This is a genomic window from Phaeacidiphilus oryzae TH49 (assembly GCF_000744815.1).
Lineage (GTDB): Bacteria > Actinomycetota > Actinomycetes > Streptomycetales > Streptomycetaceae > Phaeacidiphilus > Phaeacidiphilus oryzae.
This window is the reverse complement of record NZ_JQMQ01000005.1, coordinates 1840378-1856656: the sequence shown is the minus strand read 5'-3', so window position 1 is coordinate 1856656 and position 16279 is coordinate 1840378. Positions and strand designations below refer to the sequence as shown.

The following is a 16279-nucleotide window of genomic DNA, read 5'->3' as shown; positions in this document are numbered from 1 at the left end:
GTCCGGCCGCACGCCGGTGCACCCTGGTGGCGGTGCCCACCGTCACCCGCCGGGGTGAATGGGGGAAGCCTCGGCCCGTCCGCCGCGTTCTTGGTACGGACCGGGCGGTTCAGAAGAAGGGCCACTAGTGCGCCGCAGAGCGCCGAAAGCGGGGAGAAAGCCAGTGAACGTCGCCAGTACGAGTACCGGCAGCGCCGGGGAGTCCGCGGAGACGGTCCCGGAGCTGGTCATCATCTCCGGGATGTCCGGCGCCGGCCGGTCCACCGCGGCCAAGTGCCTGGAGGACCTGGGCTGGTTCGTCGTGGACAACCTTCCGCCGTCGCTGATACCGACCATGGTCGATCTCGGAGCCCGCTCCCAGGGCTCGGTGGCGAAGATAGGGGCCGTGGTCGACGTCCGGGGCCGCAGCTTCTTCGACACCCTGCTGGCCTCGCTCGACGACCTGGAGAAGCGCGGGGTGCGGCTGCGGGTGGTCTTCCTGGAGGCCTCGGACGACGCCCTGGTCCGCCGCTTCGAGTCGGTCCGCCGCCCGCACCCGCTGCAGGGCGACGGCCGGATCGTGGACGGCATCGCCCGCGAGCGCGACCTCCTGCGCGACCTGCGCGGGGAGGCCGATCTGGTGATCGACACCTCCAGCCTCAACGTCCACGAGCTGCGGGCCAAGCTGGACGCCCAGTTCTCCGACGAGGACGAGCCGGAGCTGCGGGCCACCGTGATGTCCTTCGGCTTCAAGTACGGCCTCCCGGTCGACGCCGACCTGGTGGTGGACTGCCGCTTCCTGCCCAACCCGCACTGGGTCCCGGAGCTGCGCGCCCGCACCGGGACCGACGACGAGGTGGCCCGCTACGTCTTCGACCAGCCCGGTGCGAAGGAGTTCCTGGACGGCTACTCGGAGCTGCTGCGGCTGATCACCGAGGGGTACCGCCGAGAAGGCAAGCGGTACATGACACTTGCCGTAGGCTGCACCGGGGGCAAGCACCGCAGTGTCGCCATGTCCGAGCGCCTGGCCAAGCGCCTGATCGCGGACGGGGTCGAGACCGTGCTCGTCCACCGCGACATGGGGCGGGAGTGATCTTCGAAGAACACTGTTCCGCCCGCTGGGGCAGGGCGAGACCCTTGGGGCGTGCGTGAGGTCTGTTTTCGGGCGCGGAGTCGGCCGGTCGGGCGGCAGAACCGGATCCAGGAAGAGCAGCCGGATCGGCCGGTCGGCGCCGAAGATCGTGGCGCTGGGAGGGGGGCAGGGCCTCTCCGCCTCGCTCTCCGCGCTGCGGCGGCTGACCATCGACCTCACCGCCGTGGTCACGGTCGCCGACGACGGCGGCTCCAGCGGCCGGCTGCGGGACGAGTTCGACGTGCTGCCGCCGGGCGATCTGCGCAAGGCGCTGGCCGCCCTGTGCGGTGACGACGAATGGGGCCGGACCTGGTCCGAGGTCATCCAGCACCGCTTCCGCAGCGGCGGTGACCTGAACGAGCACGCCTTCGGCAACCTGCTGATCGTCGCCCTCTGGCAGAAGCTGGAGGACCCGGTGCAGGCCCTGGACTGGGTCGCCCGGCTCCTCGGCGCGCAGGGCAGGGTGCTGCCGATGTCCGCCGTGCCGCTGGACATCGAGGCCGCCGTGCGCGGCCATGACCCGGCCCGGCCGGACGAGGTGGGCACCGTGCGCGGCCAGGCGGAGGTGGCCGCCACGCCCGGGACGGTCGAGTCGATCCATCTTCTTCCGAAGGACCCGCCGGCCGTCCCGGAGGCCGTCGCGGCCGTACGGGACGCGGACTGGGTGGTCCTCGGACCGGGCTCCTGGTTCACCAGCGTGCTCCCCCATCTGATGGTTCCTGAGCTCGCTTCGGCCCTGGTCGCGACAAAGGCCCGTAAAGTGGTCGCGCTCAACCTCGCGCCCCAGCCCGGCGAGACCGAGGGCTTCTCGCCGGAGCGCCACCTGGAGGTGCTCGCCGAGCACGCCCCGGACCTGACCGTGGACGCGGTGCTCGCCGACGCCGACGCGGTACGCGGCGCCGCCGGTGCCCCCGGCGGTGCCGGGGCCTTCGGGGCCACCGCCGACCTCGGGAAACTGCGGAAGGCGGCCGAGGCGATGGGCGGTGAACTCGTACTCGACACGGTCGCCGCGGGCGACGGAACTCCGCGACACGACCCGGAGCTCCTGGCCGCCGCGTACGACCGGATCTTCAGAACGCATGGAAGGATCGGCCCATGGCGATGACGGCAGCGGTGAAGGACGAGATCAGCCGACTCCCCGTCACCCGGGCCTGCTGCCGCAAGGCGGAGGTCTCCGCGATCCTCCGGTTCGCGGGCGGCCTCCACATCGTGAGCGGCCGGATCGTGATCGAGGCCGAGCTGGACACGGGAGTGGCGGCCCGGCGGCTGCGCAAGGACCTGCTGGAGATCTTCGGACACTCCTCGGACCTGGTGGTGATGGCCCCCGGCGGACTCCGCCGCGGCAGCCGGTACGTGGTGCGGGTGGTGAAGGACGGCGACCTGCTGGCCCGCCAGACGGGGCTGGTGGACGGCCGCGGACGGCCGATCCGGGGGCTCCCCCCGGCGGTGGTCTCCGGCGCGACCTGCGACGCCGAGGCGGCCTGGCGCGGGGCCTTCCTGGCGCACGGCTCGCTCACCGAGCCCGGCCGCTCCTCCTCGCTGGAGATCACCTGCCCCGGCTCCGAGGCGGCGCTCGCCCTGGTCGGCGCGGCCCGCCGGCTGAGCATCCCGGCCAAGGCCCGGGAAGTGCGCGGGGTCGACCGGGTGGTGATCCGGGACGGCGACGCGATCGGCGCGCTGCTGACCCGGCTCGGCGCCCACGAGTCCGTGCTGGCCTGGGAGGAGCGCCGGATGCGGCGCGAGGTCCGGGCCACCGCCAACCGGCTGGCCAACTTCGACGACGCCAACCTCCGCCGCTCGGCGCGGGCGGCGGTGGCGGCGGGCGCCCGGGTGGCGCGGGCGCTGGAGATCCTGGGCGACCAGGTGCCGGAGCACCTGGCCGCCGCCGGACGGCTGCGGATGGAGCACAAGCAGGCCTCGCTGGAGGAGCTGGGCTCGCTGGCGGACCCGCCGCTGACCAAGGACGCGGTGGCCGGCCGGATCCGGCGCCTGCTGGCGATGGCGGACAAGCGGGCGAGCGAGCTGGGCCTCCCCAGCACCGAGGCGAATCTGACGGATGAGATGATCGCGCAGTAGTTCCGCGCCGCCAGGCGCGCACAAGGGGCGCGGGGAACCGCGCGCCCAGCAGGCAACGATGCCGCACCCGGCAACGGAGATTGAGTTGCAACCCGGTCGCCGTTCCCGGGCGCTGCGCCGTAGCAGGCTGGCCGCGCGGTTCCCCGCGCCCCTTATGCGCGCCTACGGCGCGGTAAGCATGGCTCGCCCGGCGGAGTCAATGTGCCCGGGGGCACACTGCCGAGGTAGGGTCTCCAGTGGTCGGGGACTTCCCAATCCAGCTCGCCGGCGCCCGGCGCCGGCTATCAGCGAGGAGATCGGTTCGTGACGATCCGGGTAGGCATCAACGGGTTCGGCCGCATTGGCCGCAACTACTTCCGGGCGGCTCTGGCCCAGGGCGCTGACATCGAGATCGTGGGTGTCAACGACCTGACCGACACCAAGACCCTGGCGCACCTGCTCAAGTACGACTCGACCCTGGGCACCCTCCACTCCGAGGTGTCCCACACCGAGGACTCCATCACCGTCGACGGCAAGACCTTCAAGGTCATGGCCGAGCGCGACCCGGCCAACCTTCCCTGGAAGGACCTGGGCGCGGACATCGTGATCGAGTCCACCGGCCACTTCACCGACGCGAACAGCGCGAAGAAGCACGTCGAGGCCGGCGCGAAGAAGGTCCTCATCTCGGCTCCGGCCAAGAACGAGGACGCCACCTTCGTGATGGGCGTCAACGACGACACGTACGACCCCGCCAACCACACGGTCGTGTCCAACGCGTCCTGCACCACCAACTGCGTGGCGCCGATGGCGAAGGTGCTGGAGGAGGCCTTCGGCATCGTCAAGGGCCTGATGACCACGGTCCACGCGTACACCAACGACCAGGTCACCCTGGACTTCCCGCACAAGGACCTGCGGCGCGCCCGGGCCGCGGCCCTGAGCATCATCCCGACCAGCACCGGCGCCGCCAAGGCCACCGCCCTGGTGCTGCCGCAGCTGAAGGGCAAGCTGGACGGCACCTCGCTGCGCGTCCCGGTGCCGACCGGCTCCATCACGGACCTGGTCGTCGAGCTGTCCCGCGAGGTCACCAAGGAGGAGGTCAACGCCGCCTTCAAGAAGGCCTCCGAGACCAACCTCAAGGGCTACCTCCACTACACCGAGGACCCGATCGTCTCCCGGGACATCGTGAACGACCCGCACTCCTGCATCTTCGACTCCGCGCTGACGATGGTTCAGGGCAACCAGGTCAAGGTGCTCGGCTGGTACGACAACGAGTGGGGCTACTCCAACCGCCTGGTGGACCTCACCAAGCTGGTCGGTGCGAGCCTCTGACAGGCTGTCCGACAGCTTCTGAGCTGAACCTGCGAGAGGGACAGGACCCGCGGGTCCTGTCCCTCTCCCGCGCGTGGCAGTACCCACATCCGATCTGGAGAGTCCGATGAAGACGATCGAAGAGCTCCTCGCCGACCCCGGTGTGTCCGGCAAGCGGGTCTTCGTCCGCGCCGACCTCAACGTCCCGATGGCCGCCACCGAGGACGGGACGGTGATCACCGACGACGGCCGGATCCGCGCCGTCGCCCCGACCATCGCCAAGCTCGCGGAGGCCGGCGCCCGCGTGGTGGTCGCCTCGCACCTCGGCCGTCCCAAGGGCGCGCCCGACCCGAAGTTCTCCCTCGGCCCGGTGGCCGCCCGGCTGGGCGAGATCCTCGGCCGCGACGTGGTGTTCGCCGGGGACACCGTCGGCAGCAGCGCCCGCGCGGCGGTGGGCGAGGCCCGCGACGGCCAGGTCGTGCTGCTCGAGAACCTCCGCTTCAACCCGGGCGAGACGAGCAAGGACGACGCCGAGCGCGGGGCCTTCGCGGACCAGCTGGCCGAGCTCGCCGACCTGTACGTGGGTGACGGCTTCGGCGCGGTGCACCGCAAGCACGCCTCCGTCTTCGACCTGCCGAAGCGGCTGCCGCACGGGGCCGGCGACCTGATCCAGACCGAGGTCTCGGTCCTCAAGCGGCTGACCGAGAGCCCGGACCGGCCGTACGTGGTCGTCCTCGGCGGGGCCAAGGTCTCGGACAAGCTGGGCGTCATCGACCACCTGCTGGGCAAGGCCGACCGGCTGGTCATCGGCGGCGGCATGGCCTACACCTTCCTCGCCGCCAAGGGCTGCGAGGTCGGCAAGTCGCTGCTGGAGAAGGACCAGATCCCGGTCGTCCAGGGCTATCTGAAGCGGGCCGAGGAGCTCGGCGTGGAGTTCGTCCTCCCCGTCGACGTCGCGATCTCCGCGAACTTCCCGGACCTGAAGACCAAGGCCCCGGTCGCGGACTACGCCACCGTCGCCGCGGACGCCATCCCGGCGGACCGGGAGGGCCTGGACATCGGCCCGGAGTCGCAGCGGCTCTTCGCCTCGAAGATCTCGGACGCGGCGACCGTCTTCTGGAACGGGCCGATGGGCGTCTTCGAGCACCCGCAGTTCGCCGCGGGCACCAAGGCGGTGGCCGAGGCCCTGACCGCCTGCCCCGGTTTCACCGTGGTCGGCGGCGGCGACTCCGCCGCGGCCGTCCGCACCCTGGGCTTCGACGAGAAGAAGTTCGGGCACATCTCGACCGGCGGCGGCGCCAGCCTGGAGTACCTGGAGGGCAAGACCCTCCCGGGCCTTGCCGCACTGGAGGACTGAAAGAGCTTTATGAGCGACAGCAGCGAAAACCACGTGACCGCGCGCACCCCGCTGATGGCGGGCAACTGGAAGATGAACCTCAACCACCTCGAGGCCATCGCCCACGTACAGAAGCTCGCCTTCGCGCTGCACGACAAGGACTTCGAGCAGGTCGAGGTCGCGGTTCTGCCCCCGTTCACCGACCTTCGCTCGGTGCAGACGCTGGTGGACGGCGACCGCCTGAAGATCAGGTACGGCGCGCAGGACGTGTCCGCGCACGACTCCGGCGCCTACACCGGCGAGATCTCCGGGCCGATGCTCTCCAAGTTCAAGTGCGCGTACGCGCTGGTCGGCCACTCCGAGCGGCGGCAGTACCACGGCGAGAACGAGACCACCTGCAACGAGAAGGTCAAGGCCGCCTACCGGAACGGCATCGTGCCGCTGCTCTGCGTCGGCGAGGGCCTGGAGATCCGGAAGTCCGGCGGACATGTCGCCTTCACCCTGGCCCAGGTGGACGGCGCCCTGGCGGGCGTCCCGGCCGAGCAGGTGGAGTCCCTGGTCATCGCCTACGAGCCGGTCTGGGCGATCGGCACCGGTGAGGTGGCCACCCCGGAGGACGCCCAGGAGGTCTGCGGGGCGATCCGCCGCCGGCTGGCCGAGCTGTACAGCCCGCAGACCGCGGACCGGGTCCGGGTGCTCTACGGCGGCTCGGTGAAGTCCGGGAACGTGGCCTCCATCATGGCCCAGCCGGACGTGGACGGGGCGCTGGTGGGCGGGGCCTCGCTGGACCCCGAGGAGTTCGTGAAGATCGTGCGCTACCGGGATCAGCAGGTAGGCTGACCGGTCGTTGTGGAAGGAGGGGCGGGGTCGGTGCGGCCCGGCCCCTCCAGCGCTTATCGTGGGCGCGAACGCAAACCCCGGCCCGGCAGTGATCCCGGGTCCTCGCAATCCGGAACGAGAGAGTTGGTCCCGCCGTGATCCTCGGCTTCTCGATCGCGTTGATCGTCCTCAGCGTCCTTATGGCGATGCTCGTCCTGCTGCACAAGGGCAAGGGCGGCGGCCTCTCCGACATGTTCGGCGGCGGTATGGCCTCCTCGGTGGGCGGTTCCTCGGTGGCCGAGCGGAACCTGGACCGCATCACCATCGTGCTGGGCGTCCTCTGGTTCGCCTGCGTCGTGGTGCTGGGGCTTCTGCTGAAGTCGAACGGCTGATCGCCGGGCGCTCACGAGTTCCCCGTTCGGCGACTCAATTCCCTTGCGTCACAGGGGAACTGACGGGGCGTCGCCCGCACGCCTATCATGAGGGCGGTTCCGTGTGCGGGCGGCAGGACTGGCGGTCTTTTATGCCATCCGTACACTGGGACGACTCCGTCTCCTCCGATGGGCGCCCCCACCTCAGGCGGGAGCCCATGGGGGGCCCGCGTGCGGGAAGGGGGCGACGGGACGCCGGGGGGAAACCCACAGCACACGCAAGCTCCCCGGTGACGATCGCAATGCACCATCACGCAGGGAGTCAGACCGTGGCAAGTGGCAACGCCATCCGTGGCAGCAGGGTCGGGGCCGGTCCGATGGGGGAGGCCGAACGCGGCGAATCCGCCCCCCGCCTCCGGGTCTCCTTCTGGTGCGCCAACGGACACGAGACGCGCCCGAGCTTCGCCTCCGACGCGCAGATCCCGGAGACCTGGGACTGCCCGCGCTGCGGCTTCCCGGCCGGGCAGGACGAGGACAACCCGCCGGCGCCGCCGCGCACCGAGCCTTACAAGACCCATCTCGCCTACGTCCGCGAGCGGCGCAGCGACGCCGACGGGGAGGCGATCCTCGCCGAGGCGCTGGCCAAGCTCCGCGGCGAGATCTGAGCGGTGTTCGGAAAAGCAGGGCACAGAAGCTGACGGGCCTTCAACCCGTCTCTTCGCGACGGCCGGTGTCGCCGGGGCTTCCCCTCACCAAGGTCCCCGGGCACCGGCTTTTCGTCGCTGACGGGATGTCACCCTATGGAGTAGTTCTGTTGCACAGTGTGTTGACCGGGGCGAGTGTGGTTCGTGGCCGAAGTAGCCCTCTCACTGCAAAGGTTCACCACTCATGCGCAACAAGCGGATCGTCGCGGCCGTCACCGGGGTCGCCCTCACCGGAGTAGTCGCCTCGGGCACGATCGCAGCCTCCTCCGCTCTGGCGGCCCCGCCCGCCGGTCACCACCCCACCGCCACCCGTCTCGCGGCTCCCGACCCCTCCAGCGTCCTCGCCACCGCCGGTCAGACCGGCGACGTGCTGAGCGCCGTCGGGAAGCTGGCCGCCATGGCCAAGTCGGGCGCCCCCAAGCCCAGCGCCGGCGCGGTCACCGCGGCCGTCAAGGCGGTCACCGACGCGGTGGCCAAGGTCGGCGCGCCCGTCAAGGCCGCCAAGGTGCCGGTGGCCACCGCCGCGACGGCCGGCCACCGGGATCTGCCGGTGCCGCTGCCGGTCAGCCCGCCGTCCGTGCCGGGAGCGCCCGCGCTGCCCGCCGCCGGCAGCCTCAAGGACGCCGCGGCGAAGGTCGCCGCCGACGCCAAGGCCCTGGGTACCGCGCTGACCTCGGGAGACCTGACCAAGATCGCGGCGGCGCTGACCAAGCTCGCCACCGACACGGTCGCGCTGCTGACCGCGACGGTGGCCTCGGTCGGCGGTGTGCCGAAGGTCTGACGGGCGGCCGGGCGCGGCTCGGTGCGTCCCGGTCGGGAGCGGTGCCCGTGGCGGGGCACCGCTCCCGTGCCGCTCCCGGCGATACGCCAGAATGGCCTGGTGCCGACCAAGAGAACGTCCAGCAGGACCGCGCCCGCCGGGCGGCGGGAGGAGATCCTGGCCACGGCCGCCGAGGTCTTCGCCCGGCAGGGTTACCACGCCACCACCGTGCGGGAGATCGCGGACGCCGCCGGGATGCTCGCGGGCAGCCTGTACTACCACTTCGACTCCAAGGAGTCGATGGTCGACGAGATACTGTCCGGCTTCCTGACCGAGCTCTGGGAGGCGTACCAGGCCGTCCTGGACGCCGGTCTCGGGCCGCGGGAGACGGTGGAGGAGCTGGTCCGGGAGTCCGTCCGGCAGATCGACCGGCACGGCCACGCGGTGGCCATCTACCAGCGGGAGCGGGGGCTGGCGAGCGAGCCGCGCTTCAAGTACCTGAACGAGTCCCAGGAGCGCTTCGAGTCGGCGTGGCTGGAGACGCTGCGGCGGGGGGTCGCGACCGGGGCCTTCCGGGCGGACCTCGACGTGCGGCTGGCCTACCGGTTCCTGCGCGACACGGTGTGGGTGGCGGCCTCCTGGTACCGCCCGGGCGGCCGCCTGACCGCCGACGAGCTGGCCTCCCGCTACCTGACGATGGTCCTGGAGGGCCTGACCCCGCGGGAGGCGTAGGCGCGCCCCCTGACCGCGCGCCGGGGGCGCGGCACGCCAGGGGGCGCAAGGGGCGTGGGGCTGCCTACGCCGACGCCGGGGGGTAGAGGTCCGACGGCAGCTTGGCGGCTGCCGCGCGGTCCAGGAGCCAGAGGGTCCGGGCGCGGCCCGTGGCCCCGGAGGCGGGCGCCTGGATCTCACCGGGGCCGGAGAGCGCGAGGGCGACCGCCTCGGCCTTGTCCTCGCCGGCGGCGAGGAGCCAGACCTCCTTGGCGGCCCGGATCGCCGGCAGGGTCAGCGAGACCCGGACCGGCGGGGGCTTGGGAGCCCCGCGCACCCCGACCACCGTGCGCTCGGTCTCCCGTACCCCCGGATGCTCCGGGAAGAGGGAGGCGACATGGGTGTCCGGGCCGACCCCGAGGAGGCACACGTCGAAGGACGGCACCCCCGCGTGGTCGTCCGGGCGCGCCGCCCTGGCCAGCTCCGCCGCGTACCGCGCCGCCGCGGCCTCCACGTTCTCGCCGTCGGCGCCGTCCGAGGACGGCATCTCGTGCACCCGCGCCGGATCCACCGGCACCCGGTCCAGCAGCTCCTCGCCGGCCTGGGTGGCGTTGCGGTCCGGGTGGCCCTGCGGGAGGTATCGCTCGTCGCCCCACCACAGGTCGAGACGCGACCAGTCGATCGCGTCCCGCGCCGGGGAGGCGCCGATCGCGGCGAGCAGAGCGTTGCCGTTCCGCCCGCCCGTCAGCACCACCGAGGCGGTGCCGCGGGCGGACTGGGCGTCCACGATCCGGGTGATCAGCCGGGCCGCGGCGGCCTCGGCCATCAGCTCCTTGTCGCGGTGGACGACGAGCTGCGGCGTCGTCACTTGGCGCTGCCCTTCGCCCGCGGGGAGGCCGCCTTCTTGGCCGGCTTGGCCGCGGGGGCCTTCTCGGGCGGGGTCACCGGGTCGACGTGCTCCTCGGTGGGCGACACCTTGTGCAACTTGTGCACGCCGTAGCGGACCGCCGCGGCGTAGATGTCGTCCGGGTCGAGGCGGCGCAGCTCCTCGGTGATCAGCTCCGAGGTGTCCCGGCGCTTCAGCGCGACCTGCCGGTCCGGCTGGCCGGGCATCGCGAGCCGGGCCAGCAGCCCGTCGCCGCGGTCGAGCCCGATCTCCCCGTCCGGGGTGCGGAGCTTGACGTCGGTCAGGCCGGGACCCTCCGAGACCACCCGCTCGACCGGGATGTCGAGCCGGGAGGCCAGCCAGAGGGCGAGCAGCTCGGCGGAGGGGTTGTAGGACTCGCCCTCCACCACCGCCCCGGTGACCTTGGTGCCCGGGCGCTGGTCCAGGGCCGCGGCGAGCATCGAGCGCCACGGGGTGATCCGGGTCCAGGCCAGGTCGGTGTCGCCGGGGGCGTACGCGTCGGCCAGCCGGGTCAGCTGGTCCGCCGGGTCCTCGGCGGTCGCCGCATCGGTGATCCGGCGCTGGGCCAGGGCGCCCAGGGGGTCCTTGGCCGGGTTGGCCGGAGCGTTCTCCGGCCACCAGACGACGACCGGGGCGTCCGGCAGCAGCAGCGGCAGCACCACCGACTGGGCGTGGTCGGCGAGCTCGCCGTGCAGCCGGAGGACGACGGTCTCGCCGGTGCCGGCGTCGGAGCCGAGGCGGACCTCGGCGTCCAGCCGGGCCTCGGCCCTGGCCCGCGGCGAGCGGCCGGGGCGGCGGATGACCGCCAGGATCCGCGAGGGGTGCTCGCGGGAGGCGTTGCCCGCCGCCTTGAGGGCGTCGTAGGCGCCGCCCTCGTCGGTGACGATGACGAGGGTGAGCACCATGCCGACGGTCGGGGTGCCGATCGCCCGGCGTCCGTTGACCAGCGAGGCGTTGATCTTGCTGGAGGTGGTGTCCGTGAGATCGATCTTCATGGCCGGCGCCAGCTCCGTCCGTCTCGTGCGAGCATCTCGTCCGCCTCGGGCGGACCCCAGGTCCCGGAGAGGTACTGGGCGGGCTTGCCGTGGCTGTCCCAGTACGACTCGATCGGGTCCAGGATCCGCCAGGACTCCTCGACCTCCTGGTAGCGGGGGAAGAGGTTGGCGTCGCCCAGCAGCACGTCCAGGATCAGCCGCTCGTAGGCCTCGGGGCTCGACTCGGTGAAGGACTCGCCGTAGGCGAAGTCCATCGTCACGTCCCGGACCTCCATCGAGGTGCCGGGCACCTTGGAGCCGAACCGCACGGTCATCCCCTCGTCCGGCTGGACGCGGATGACCAGGGCGTTCTGCCCGAGCTCCTCGGTGGCGTTGGAGTCGAACGGCAGGTACGGGGCGCGCTCGAAGACCACCGCGATCTCGGTGACCCGGCGTCCCAGCCGCTTGCCGGTACGGAGGTAGAACGGCACCCCCGCCCAGCGGCGGTTGTTGATCTGCAGCTTGATGGCCGCGTAGGTGTCCGTGCTGGAGTGGGGGTCGATGCCCTCCTCCTCCAGATAGCCCGGAACCTCCTCGCCGCCCTGCCAGCCGTGGGTGTACTGGCCGCGCACGGTCGACTTGCCCAGGTCGTCCGGGATCTCGATGGCCGTGAGCACCTTCAGCTTCTCCGCCACCAGCGCCTTGGGGTGGAAGGAGGCGGGCTCCTCCATCGCGGTCAGCGCCAGTAGCTGGAGCAGGTGGTTCTGGATGACGTCGCGGGCCGCGCCGATGCCGTCGTAGTAGCCGGCCCGGCCGCCGATGCCGATGTCCTCGGCCATGGTGATCTGCACGTGGTCGACGAACGACCGGTTCCAGATCGGCTCGAACATCTGGTTGGCGAAGCGCAGCGCCAGGATGTTCTGGACCGTCTCCTTGCCCAGGTAGTGGTCGATCCGGAAGACCTCGTCCTTGGGGAAGGCCGAGTGGACGACCTCGTTCAGCTCCTGGGCCGACTTGAGGTCGTGGCCGAACGGCTTCTCGATCACGGCCCGGCGCCAGGAGCCCTTCGGCGGGTCGGTCAGACCGTGCGCCTTGAGCTGCTCGACGACCTTGGGGAAGAACTTCGGCGGGACGGAGAGGTAGAAGGCGAAGTTCCCGCCGGTGCCCTGCTCCTTGTCCAGCTCCTCGATGGTGGAGCGGAGCTTGTCGAAGGCCTCGTCGTCGTCGAACTCGCCCTGGATGAAGCGCATCCCCTTGGAGAGCTGCTGCCAGACCTCCTCGCGGAAGGGCGTGCGGGCGTGCTCCTTGACGGCGTCGTGGACGACCTGGGCGAAGTCCTCGTTCTCCCAGTCCCGGCGGGCGAAGCCGATCAGCGAGAAGCCCGGGGGCAGCAGCCCCCGGTTCGCCAGGTCGTAGACCGCCGGCATCAGCTTCTTGCGGGACAGGTCGCCGGTGACGCCGAAGATCACCAGGCCGGAGGGGCCGGCGATCCTGGGCAGCCGCCGGTCGGCCGGATCCCGCAGCGGGTTCGCCGGCGCCGGGCCGCGGGCGGCGGCCTCGGCTACGGCTTCGGGGTCGGTCACTTGGCCCCCTCCGGCGCCAGCTTCTTGAGCTGGTCCTCCACGGTCTCCAGCAGCTCGTTCCAGGAGGCCTCGAACTTCTCCACGCCCTCCTCCTCGAGGACGCGGACCACGTCGTCGTAGGAGACGCCGAGCTTGGCCAGCTCGTCGATCTCGGCCTGGGCCTTCTCGTAGGAGCCCTCGACGGCGTTGCCGGAGATCACACCGTGGTCGGCCACCGCGTTGAGGGTGGCCTCCGGCATGGTGTTGACGGTGCCGGGGGCGACCAACTCGACCACGTAGGTGGTGTCGTCCATCTCCGGGTCCTTGACGCCGGTCGAGGCCCACAGCGGGCGCTGCGGCTTGGCGCCGGCCTCGGCCAGCTTCTTCCACCGGTCCGAGGAGAAGACCTTCTCGTACTCGGCGTAGGCCAGGCGGGCGTTGGCCACCGCGGCCCGGCGCTTGGCGGCCTCGGCGTCCGAGGAGCCGAGCTTGGTCAGGCGCTTGTCGACCTCGGTGTCCACCCGGGACACGAAGAACGAGGCGACCGACTCGATGCCGGCCAGGTCGATGCCCTTGGACTTGGCCGTCTCCAGGCCGGTGAGGAAGGCCTCCATCACGTCGCGGTAGCGCTCCAGCGAGAAGATCAGCGTGACGTTGACGCTGATGCCCTCGCCGAGGACCTCGGCGATCGCCGGCAGGCCCGCCTTGGTGGCCGGGATCTTGATCAGGGTGTTCGGCCGGTCGACCAGCCAGGCCAGCTGCTTGGCCTCGGCGACGGTGGCCGTGGTGTTGTGCGCCAGCCGCGGGTCCACCTCGATGGACACCCGGCCGTCCCGGCCGTCGGTGGCGTCGTACACCGGGCGGAGCACGTCGGCGGCGGCGCGGACGTCCGCGGTGGTGATCATGCGGACCGCCTCCTCGGCGGTGACCCGCCGCGCGGCCAGCTCCTTCACCTGCTGGTCGTAGCCGTCACCGGAGCCGATCGCCTTCTGGAAGATGGTCGGGTTGGTGGTGACACCGACCACGTGCTTCTCGCGGATCAGCTCGGCCAGGTTGCCGGACTCCAGACGCTTGCGGCTGAGGTCGTCGAGCCAGATCGCCACGCCCTCGTCGCTCAGCTTCTTCAGAGCGTCGGTCATTCTTCGTTCATCTCCTTCTCGGGAGCCGGGCCGTCGCGCCTTGTGGGGTCGGCGGCCCGGCGGTGCACGTCTGTTGGCGGGGCGTCAGCTGTTGACGTCGGCGAGGGACTCGCGGGCCGCGGCGGCCACATGCGCCGCGGTGAACCCGAACTCCTCGAAGAGCTTCGCGGCGGCCGCGGAGGCGCCGTAGTGCTCCAGGGACACGATCCGGCCGCTGTCACCGACGAAGCGGTGCCAGGTCAGGCCGATCGCGGCCTCGACCGCCACCCGGGCCTTCACGGTCGGCGGCAGGACGCTGTCCCGGTAGGCGCGGTCCTGCTCGTCGAACCACTCCACGCACGGCATCGAGACCACGCGGGTCGGGATGCCCTCCGCCTGGAGGGCATCGCGCGCCTCGACGGCGAGCTGGAGCTCGGAGCCGGTGCCGATCAGGATCACCTGCGGCTGGCCGCCCTCGGCCTCCGTGTGGACATAGCCGCCCTTGGCCGTGCCCTCGTTCGCAGGGTACGTCGGCAGGCCCTGACGGGTAAGCGCCAGGCCGTGCGGGGCCGGGTTGGAGGAGTGCCGCTTGAGCACCTCGCGCCAGGCGATGGCGGTCTCGTTGGCGTCCGCCGGGCGGACCATGTTCAGGCCCGGGATGGCGCGCAGCGCGGCCACGTGCTCCACCGGCTGGTGGGTCGGGCCGTCCTCGCCGACGCCGATCGAGTCGTGCGTCCACACGTAGGTGACCGGCAGCTTCATCAGCGCGGCCAGCCGGACGGCCGGGCGCATGTAGTCGGAGAACACCAGGAAGGTGCCGCCGTAGATGCGGGTGTTGCCGTGCAGCGCGATGCCGTTCATGGTCGAGCCCATGGCGTGCTCGCGGATGCCCCAGTGCACCGTGCGGCCGTAGGGCGAGGCGCCCGGCAGCGAGTTGCCCTTCGGCAGGAACGAGGAGTTCTTGTCGATGGTGGTGTTGTTGGAGCCGGCCAGGTCGGCGGAGCCGCCCCACAGCTCCGGGATCACCGGGCCGAGCGCCTGCAGCACCTTGCCGGAGGCGGCGCGGGTGGCCAGCGAGGCACCGGTCTCGAAGACCGGGATGGCCTTCTCCCAGCCGTCCGGCAGCTCGCCGGCGCGGATCCGGTCGAAGTCCTCGGCCCGCTCCGGGTTGGCGGAGCGCCACTCGGAGAGCTGCTTGTCCCAGGCGGCGTGCGCCTCACGGCCGCGGTCGGCGACCTTGCGGGCGTGCTCCAGCACCTCCGGGGCGATGACGAAGGACTGCTCCGGGTCGAAGCCCAGCACCTGCTTGGTGGCGGCCACCTCGTCGGCGCCGAGCGCGGAGCCGTGCGCGGACTCGGTGTTCTGCTTGTTCGGGGCCGGCCAGCCGATGATGGTGCGCATGGCGATGATGGACGGCCGCCCGGTCTCGGCCTTGGCCGCGGTCAGCGCCTTGTTCAGCGCCTCGACGTCGATGTCGCCGTTCTGGTGCGGCTCGATCCGCTGCACGTGCCAGCCGTACGCCTCGTAGCGCTTCAGCACGTCCTCGGAGAAGGCGGTCTCGGTGTCGCCCTCGATCGAGATGTGGTTGTCGTCGTAGACCGCGATCAGGTTGCCCAGCTTCTGGTGCCCGGCCAGCGAGGAGGCCTCGGAGGAGATGCCCTCCTCCAGGTCGCCGTCGGAGACGATGGCCCAGATGGTGTGGTCGAACGGGGAGGCCCCCTCGGGAGCCTCCGGGTCGAACAGCCCGCGCTCGTAGCGCTGGGCCATCGCGAAGCCGACGGCGTTGGCGATGCCCTGGCCGAGCGGTCCCGTGGTGGTCTCCACACCGGCGGTGTGCCCGTGCTCCGGGTGGCCCGGCGTCAGCGAGCCCCAGGTCCGGAAGCGCTCCAGGTCATCCATGGTCAGGCCGTAGCCGGAGAGGAAGAGCTGGAGGTAGAGGGTCAGCGAGGTGTGCCCGGGGGACAGCACGAAGCGGTCGCGCCCGGTCCAGTCGGGGTCGGAGGGGTCGTGGTTGAGGAAGCGCTGGAAGATCAGGTACGCGGCGGGGGCCAGGCTCATGGCCGTACCCGGATGCCCGTTCCCGACCTTCTGCACCGCGTCCGCGGCCAGAACCCGTGCCGTGTCGACGGCTTTCTGGTCCAGCTCGGTCCACTCGAACGCGTTGGTCGGCGTCGTGCTCACCCTGGATCAGGGCTCCTTCCATATCGTCTTTCGACCCCGTGTACCGGACCCCGTCGACGCTGGCGGACGCTGGTCACACGGAACGTTGACCCGCCCTCCGGCCTACAACCGGGCCGGAGGGGCCCTGCGCCAGTGAGCCTACCGCCCGCTGACACATCGTCCGGGCAGAGGAACGGACCACCACCTCGGCGCATTCCCCGCGTCGCCGGTCGCGACTCACGGTCGGCCGCCCCCGGCTGGGCACGGCCTCGATCCAACCCTGTCCGAAGTACGCCGCGCGCGCCTGCTGAACGCGGGAGACCGGGGGTACGACCGAGGGGCCCACGCTCTCCGGCCGCGGCCTCAGGCGCGGCCCGACACGG

15 protein-coding genes are annotated in these 16279 nt (G+C 71.7%); 10 read left to right on the top strand and 5 right to left on the bottom strand.

What is annotated here, in order from left to right:
- Positions 1–58: 58 nt before the first annotated feature.
- The 10 genes from rapZ (at position 59) to BS73_RS12410 (ending at position 9196) form a co-directional block, all read left to right on the top strand.
- Positions 59–1072 (top strand): RNase adapter RapZ, encoded by a 1014-nt coding sequence (gene rapZ / locus BS73_RS12455; RefSeq protein WP_084703994.1) that lies wholly within the window; start codon positions 59–61, stop codon positions 1070–1072.
- 25 nt (positions 1073–1097) lie between these two features.
- A complete protein-coding gene (locus BS73_RS12450) occupies positions 1098–2216 on the top strand; it encodes a gluconeogenesis factor YvcK family protein (protein ID WP_084703993.1) in 1119 nt (372 codons plus the stop codon).
- The gene (gene whiA / locus BS73_RS12445) at positions 2207–3187 is read left to right on the top strand and encodes a DNA-binding protein WhiA (RefSeq protein WP_037571784.1); all 981 of its coding nucleotides are present in this window, start codon (positions 2207–2209) and stop codon (positions 3185–3187) included. The genes BS73_RS12450 and whiA overlap by 10 nt, the downstream gene beginning before the upstream one ends.
- A 303-nt stretch (positions 3188–3490) precedes the next feature.
- Positions 3491–4495 (top strand): type I glyceraldehyde-3-phosphate dehydrogenase, encoded by a 1005-nt coding sequence (gene gap / locus BS73_RS12440; protein ID WP_037571782.1) that lies wholly within the window; start codon positions 3491–3493, stop codon positions 4493–4495.
- Between the two features lie 106 nt (positions 4496–4601).
- Positions 4602–5831 (top strand): phosphoglycerate kinase, encoded by a 1230-nt coding sequence (locus tag BS73_RS12435; protein WP_037571780.1) that lies wholly within the window; start codon positions 4602–4604, stop codon positions 5829–5831.
- 33 nt (positions 5832–5864) lie between these two features.
- A complete protein-coding gene (tpiA, locus tag BS73_RS12430) occupies positions 5865–6650 on the top strand; it encodes a triose-phosphate isomerase (protein ID WP_037579273.1) in 786 nt (261 codons plus the stop codon).
- A gap of 134 nt (positions 6651–6784) precedes the next feature.
- A complete protein-coding gene (gene secG, locus BS73_RS12425) occupies positions 6785–7021 on the top strand; it encodes a preprotein translocase subunit SecG (protein ID WP_037571777.1) in 237 nt (78 codons plus the stop codon).
- A 308-nt stretch (positions 7022–7329) separates the two neighbouring features.
- On the top strand, positions 7330–7665 hold the full coding sequence (locus BS73_RS12420; RefSeq protein WP_084703992.1) for an RNA polymerase-binding protein RbpA: 336 nt from the start codon (positions 7330–7332) through the stop codon (positions 7663–7665).
- A gap of 223 nt (positions 7666–7888) precedes the next feature.
- The gene (locus BS73_RS38205) at positions 7889–8485 is read left to right on the top strand and encodes a hypothetical protein (protein ID WP_037571771.1); all 597 of its coding nucleotides are present in this window, start codon (positions 7889–7891) and stop codon (positions 8483–8485) included.
- A gap of 99 nt (positions 8486–8584) precedes the next feature.
- Complete coding sequence (locus tag BS73_RS12410; protein WP_037579272.1) at positions 8585–9196, top strand: TetR/AcrR family transcriptional regulator; 612 nt, start codon at positions 8585–8587, stop codon at positions 9194–9196.
- A gap of 64 nt (positions 9197–9260) precedes the next feature.
- Here the strand turns inward: BS73_RS12410 and pgl are convergent, their stop codons facing one another.
- The 5 genes from pgl to tkt form a co-directional block, all read right to left on the bottom strand.
- Positions 9261–10001 (bottom strand): 6-phosphogluconolactonase, encoded by a 741-nt coding sequence (gene pgl / locus BS73_RS12405; protein ID WP_235215651.1) that lies wholly within the window; start codon positions 9999–10001, stop codon positions 9261–9263.
- Between the two features lie 38 nt (positions 10002–10039).
- Positions 10040–11077, bottom strand: a complete 1038-nt coding sequence (gene opcA / locus BS73_RS12400; RefSeq protein WP_037571764.1) for a glucose-6-phosphate dehydrogenase assembly protein OpcA — start codon at positions 11075–11077, stop codon at positions 10040–10042.
- On the bottom strand, positions 11074–12639 hold the full coding sequence (gene zwf, locus BS73_RS12395) for a glucose-6-phosphate dehydrogenase (RefSeq protein ID WP_051939852.1): 1566 nt from the start codon (positions 12637–12639) through the stop codon (positions 11074–11076). The genes opcA and zwf overlap by 4 nt, the downstream gene beginning before the upstream one ends.
- Positions 12636–13757, bottom strand: coding sequence for a transaldolase (gene tal / locus BS73_RS12390; RefSeq protein WP_037571762.1), 1122 nt, complete (start codon positions 13755–13757; stop codon positions 12636–12638). The genes zwf and tal overlap by 4 nt, the downstream gene beginning before the upstream one ends.
- A gap of 84 nt (positions 13758–13841) precedes the next feature.
- On the bottom strand, positions 13842–15917 hold the full coding sequence (gene tkt, locus BS73_RS12385) for a transketolase (protein WP_037571761.1): 2076 nt from the start codon (positions 15915–15917) through the stop codon (positions 13842–13844).
- Positions 15918–16279 lie beyond the last annotated feature (362 nt).

What these genes read in the sequence shown, in the direction of transcription:
- rapZ (WP_084703994.1), top strand. Translation starts at nt 59, where the DNA reads ATGGGGGAAGCCTCGGCCCGTCCGCCGCGTTCTTGGTACGGACCGGGC.
- whiA (WP_037571784.1), top strand. Translation starts at nt 2,207, where the DNA reads ATGGCGATGACGGCAGCGGTGAAGGACGAGATCAGCCGACTCCCCGTC.
- BS73_RS12435 (WP_037571780.1), top strand. Translation starts at nt 4,602, where the DNA reads ATGAAGACGATCGAAGAGCTCCTCGCCGACCCCGGTGTGTCCGGCAAG.
- BS73_RS38205 (WP_037571771.1), top strand. Translation starts at nt 7,889, where the DNA reads ATGCGCAACAAGCGGATCGTCGCGGCCGTCACCGGGGTCGCCCTCACC.
- pgl (WP_235215651.1), bottom strand. Translation starts at nt 10,001, where the DNA reads ATGGCCGAGGCCGCCGCGGCCCGGCTGATCACCCGGATCGTGGACGCC.
- opcA (WP_037571764.1), bottom strand. Translation starts at nt 11,077, where the DNA reads ATGAAGATCGATCTCACGGACACCACCTCCAGCAAGATCAACGCCTCG.
- tal (WP_037571762.1), bottom strand. Translation starts at nt 13,757, where the DNA reads ATGACCGACGCTCTGAAGAAGCTGAGCGACGAGGGCGTGGCGATCTGG.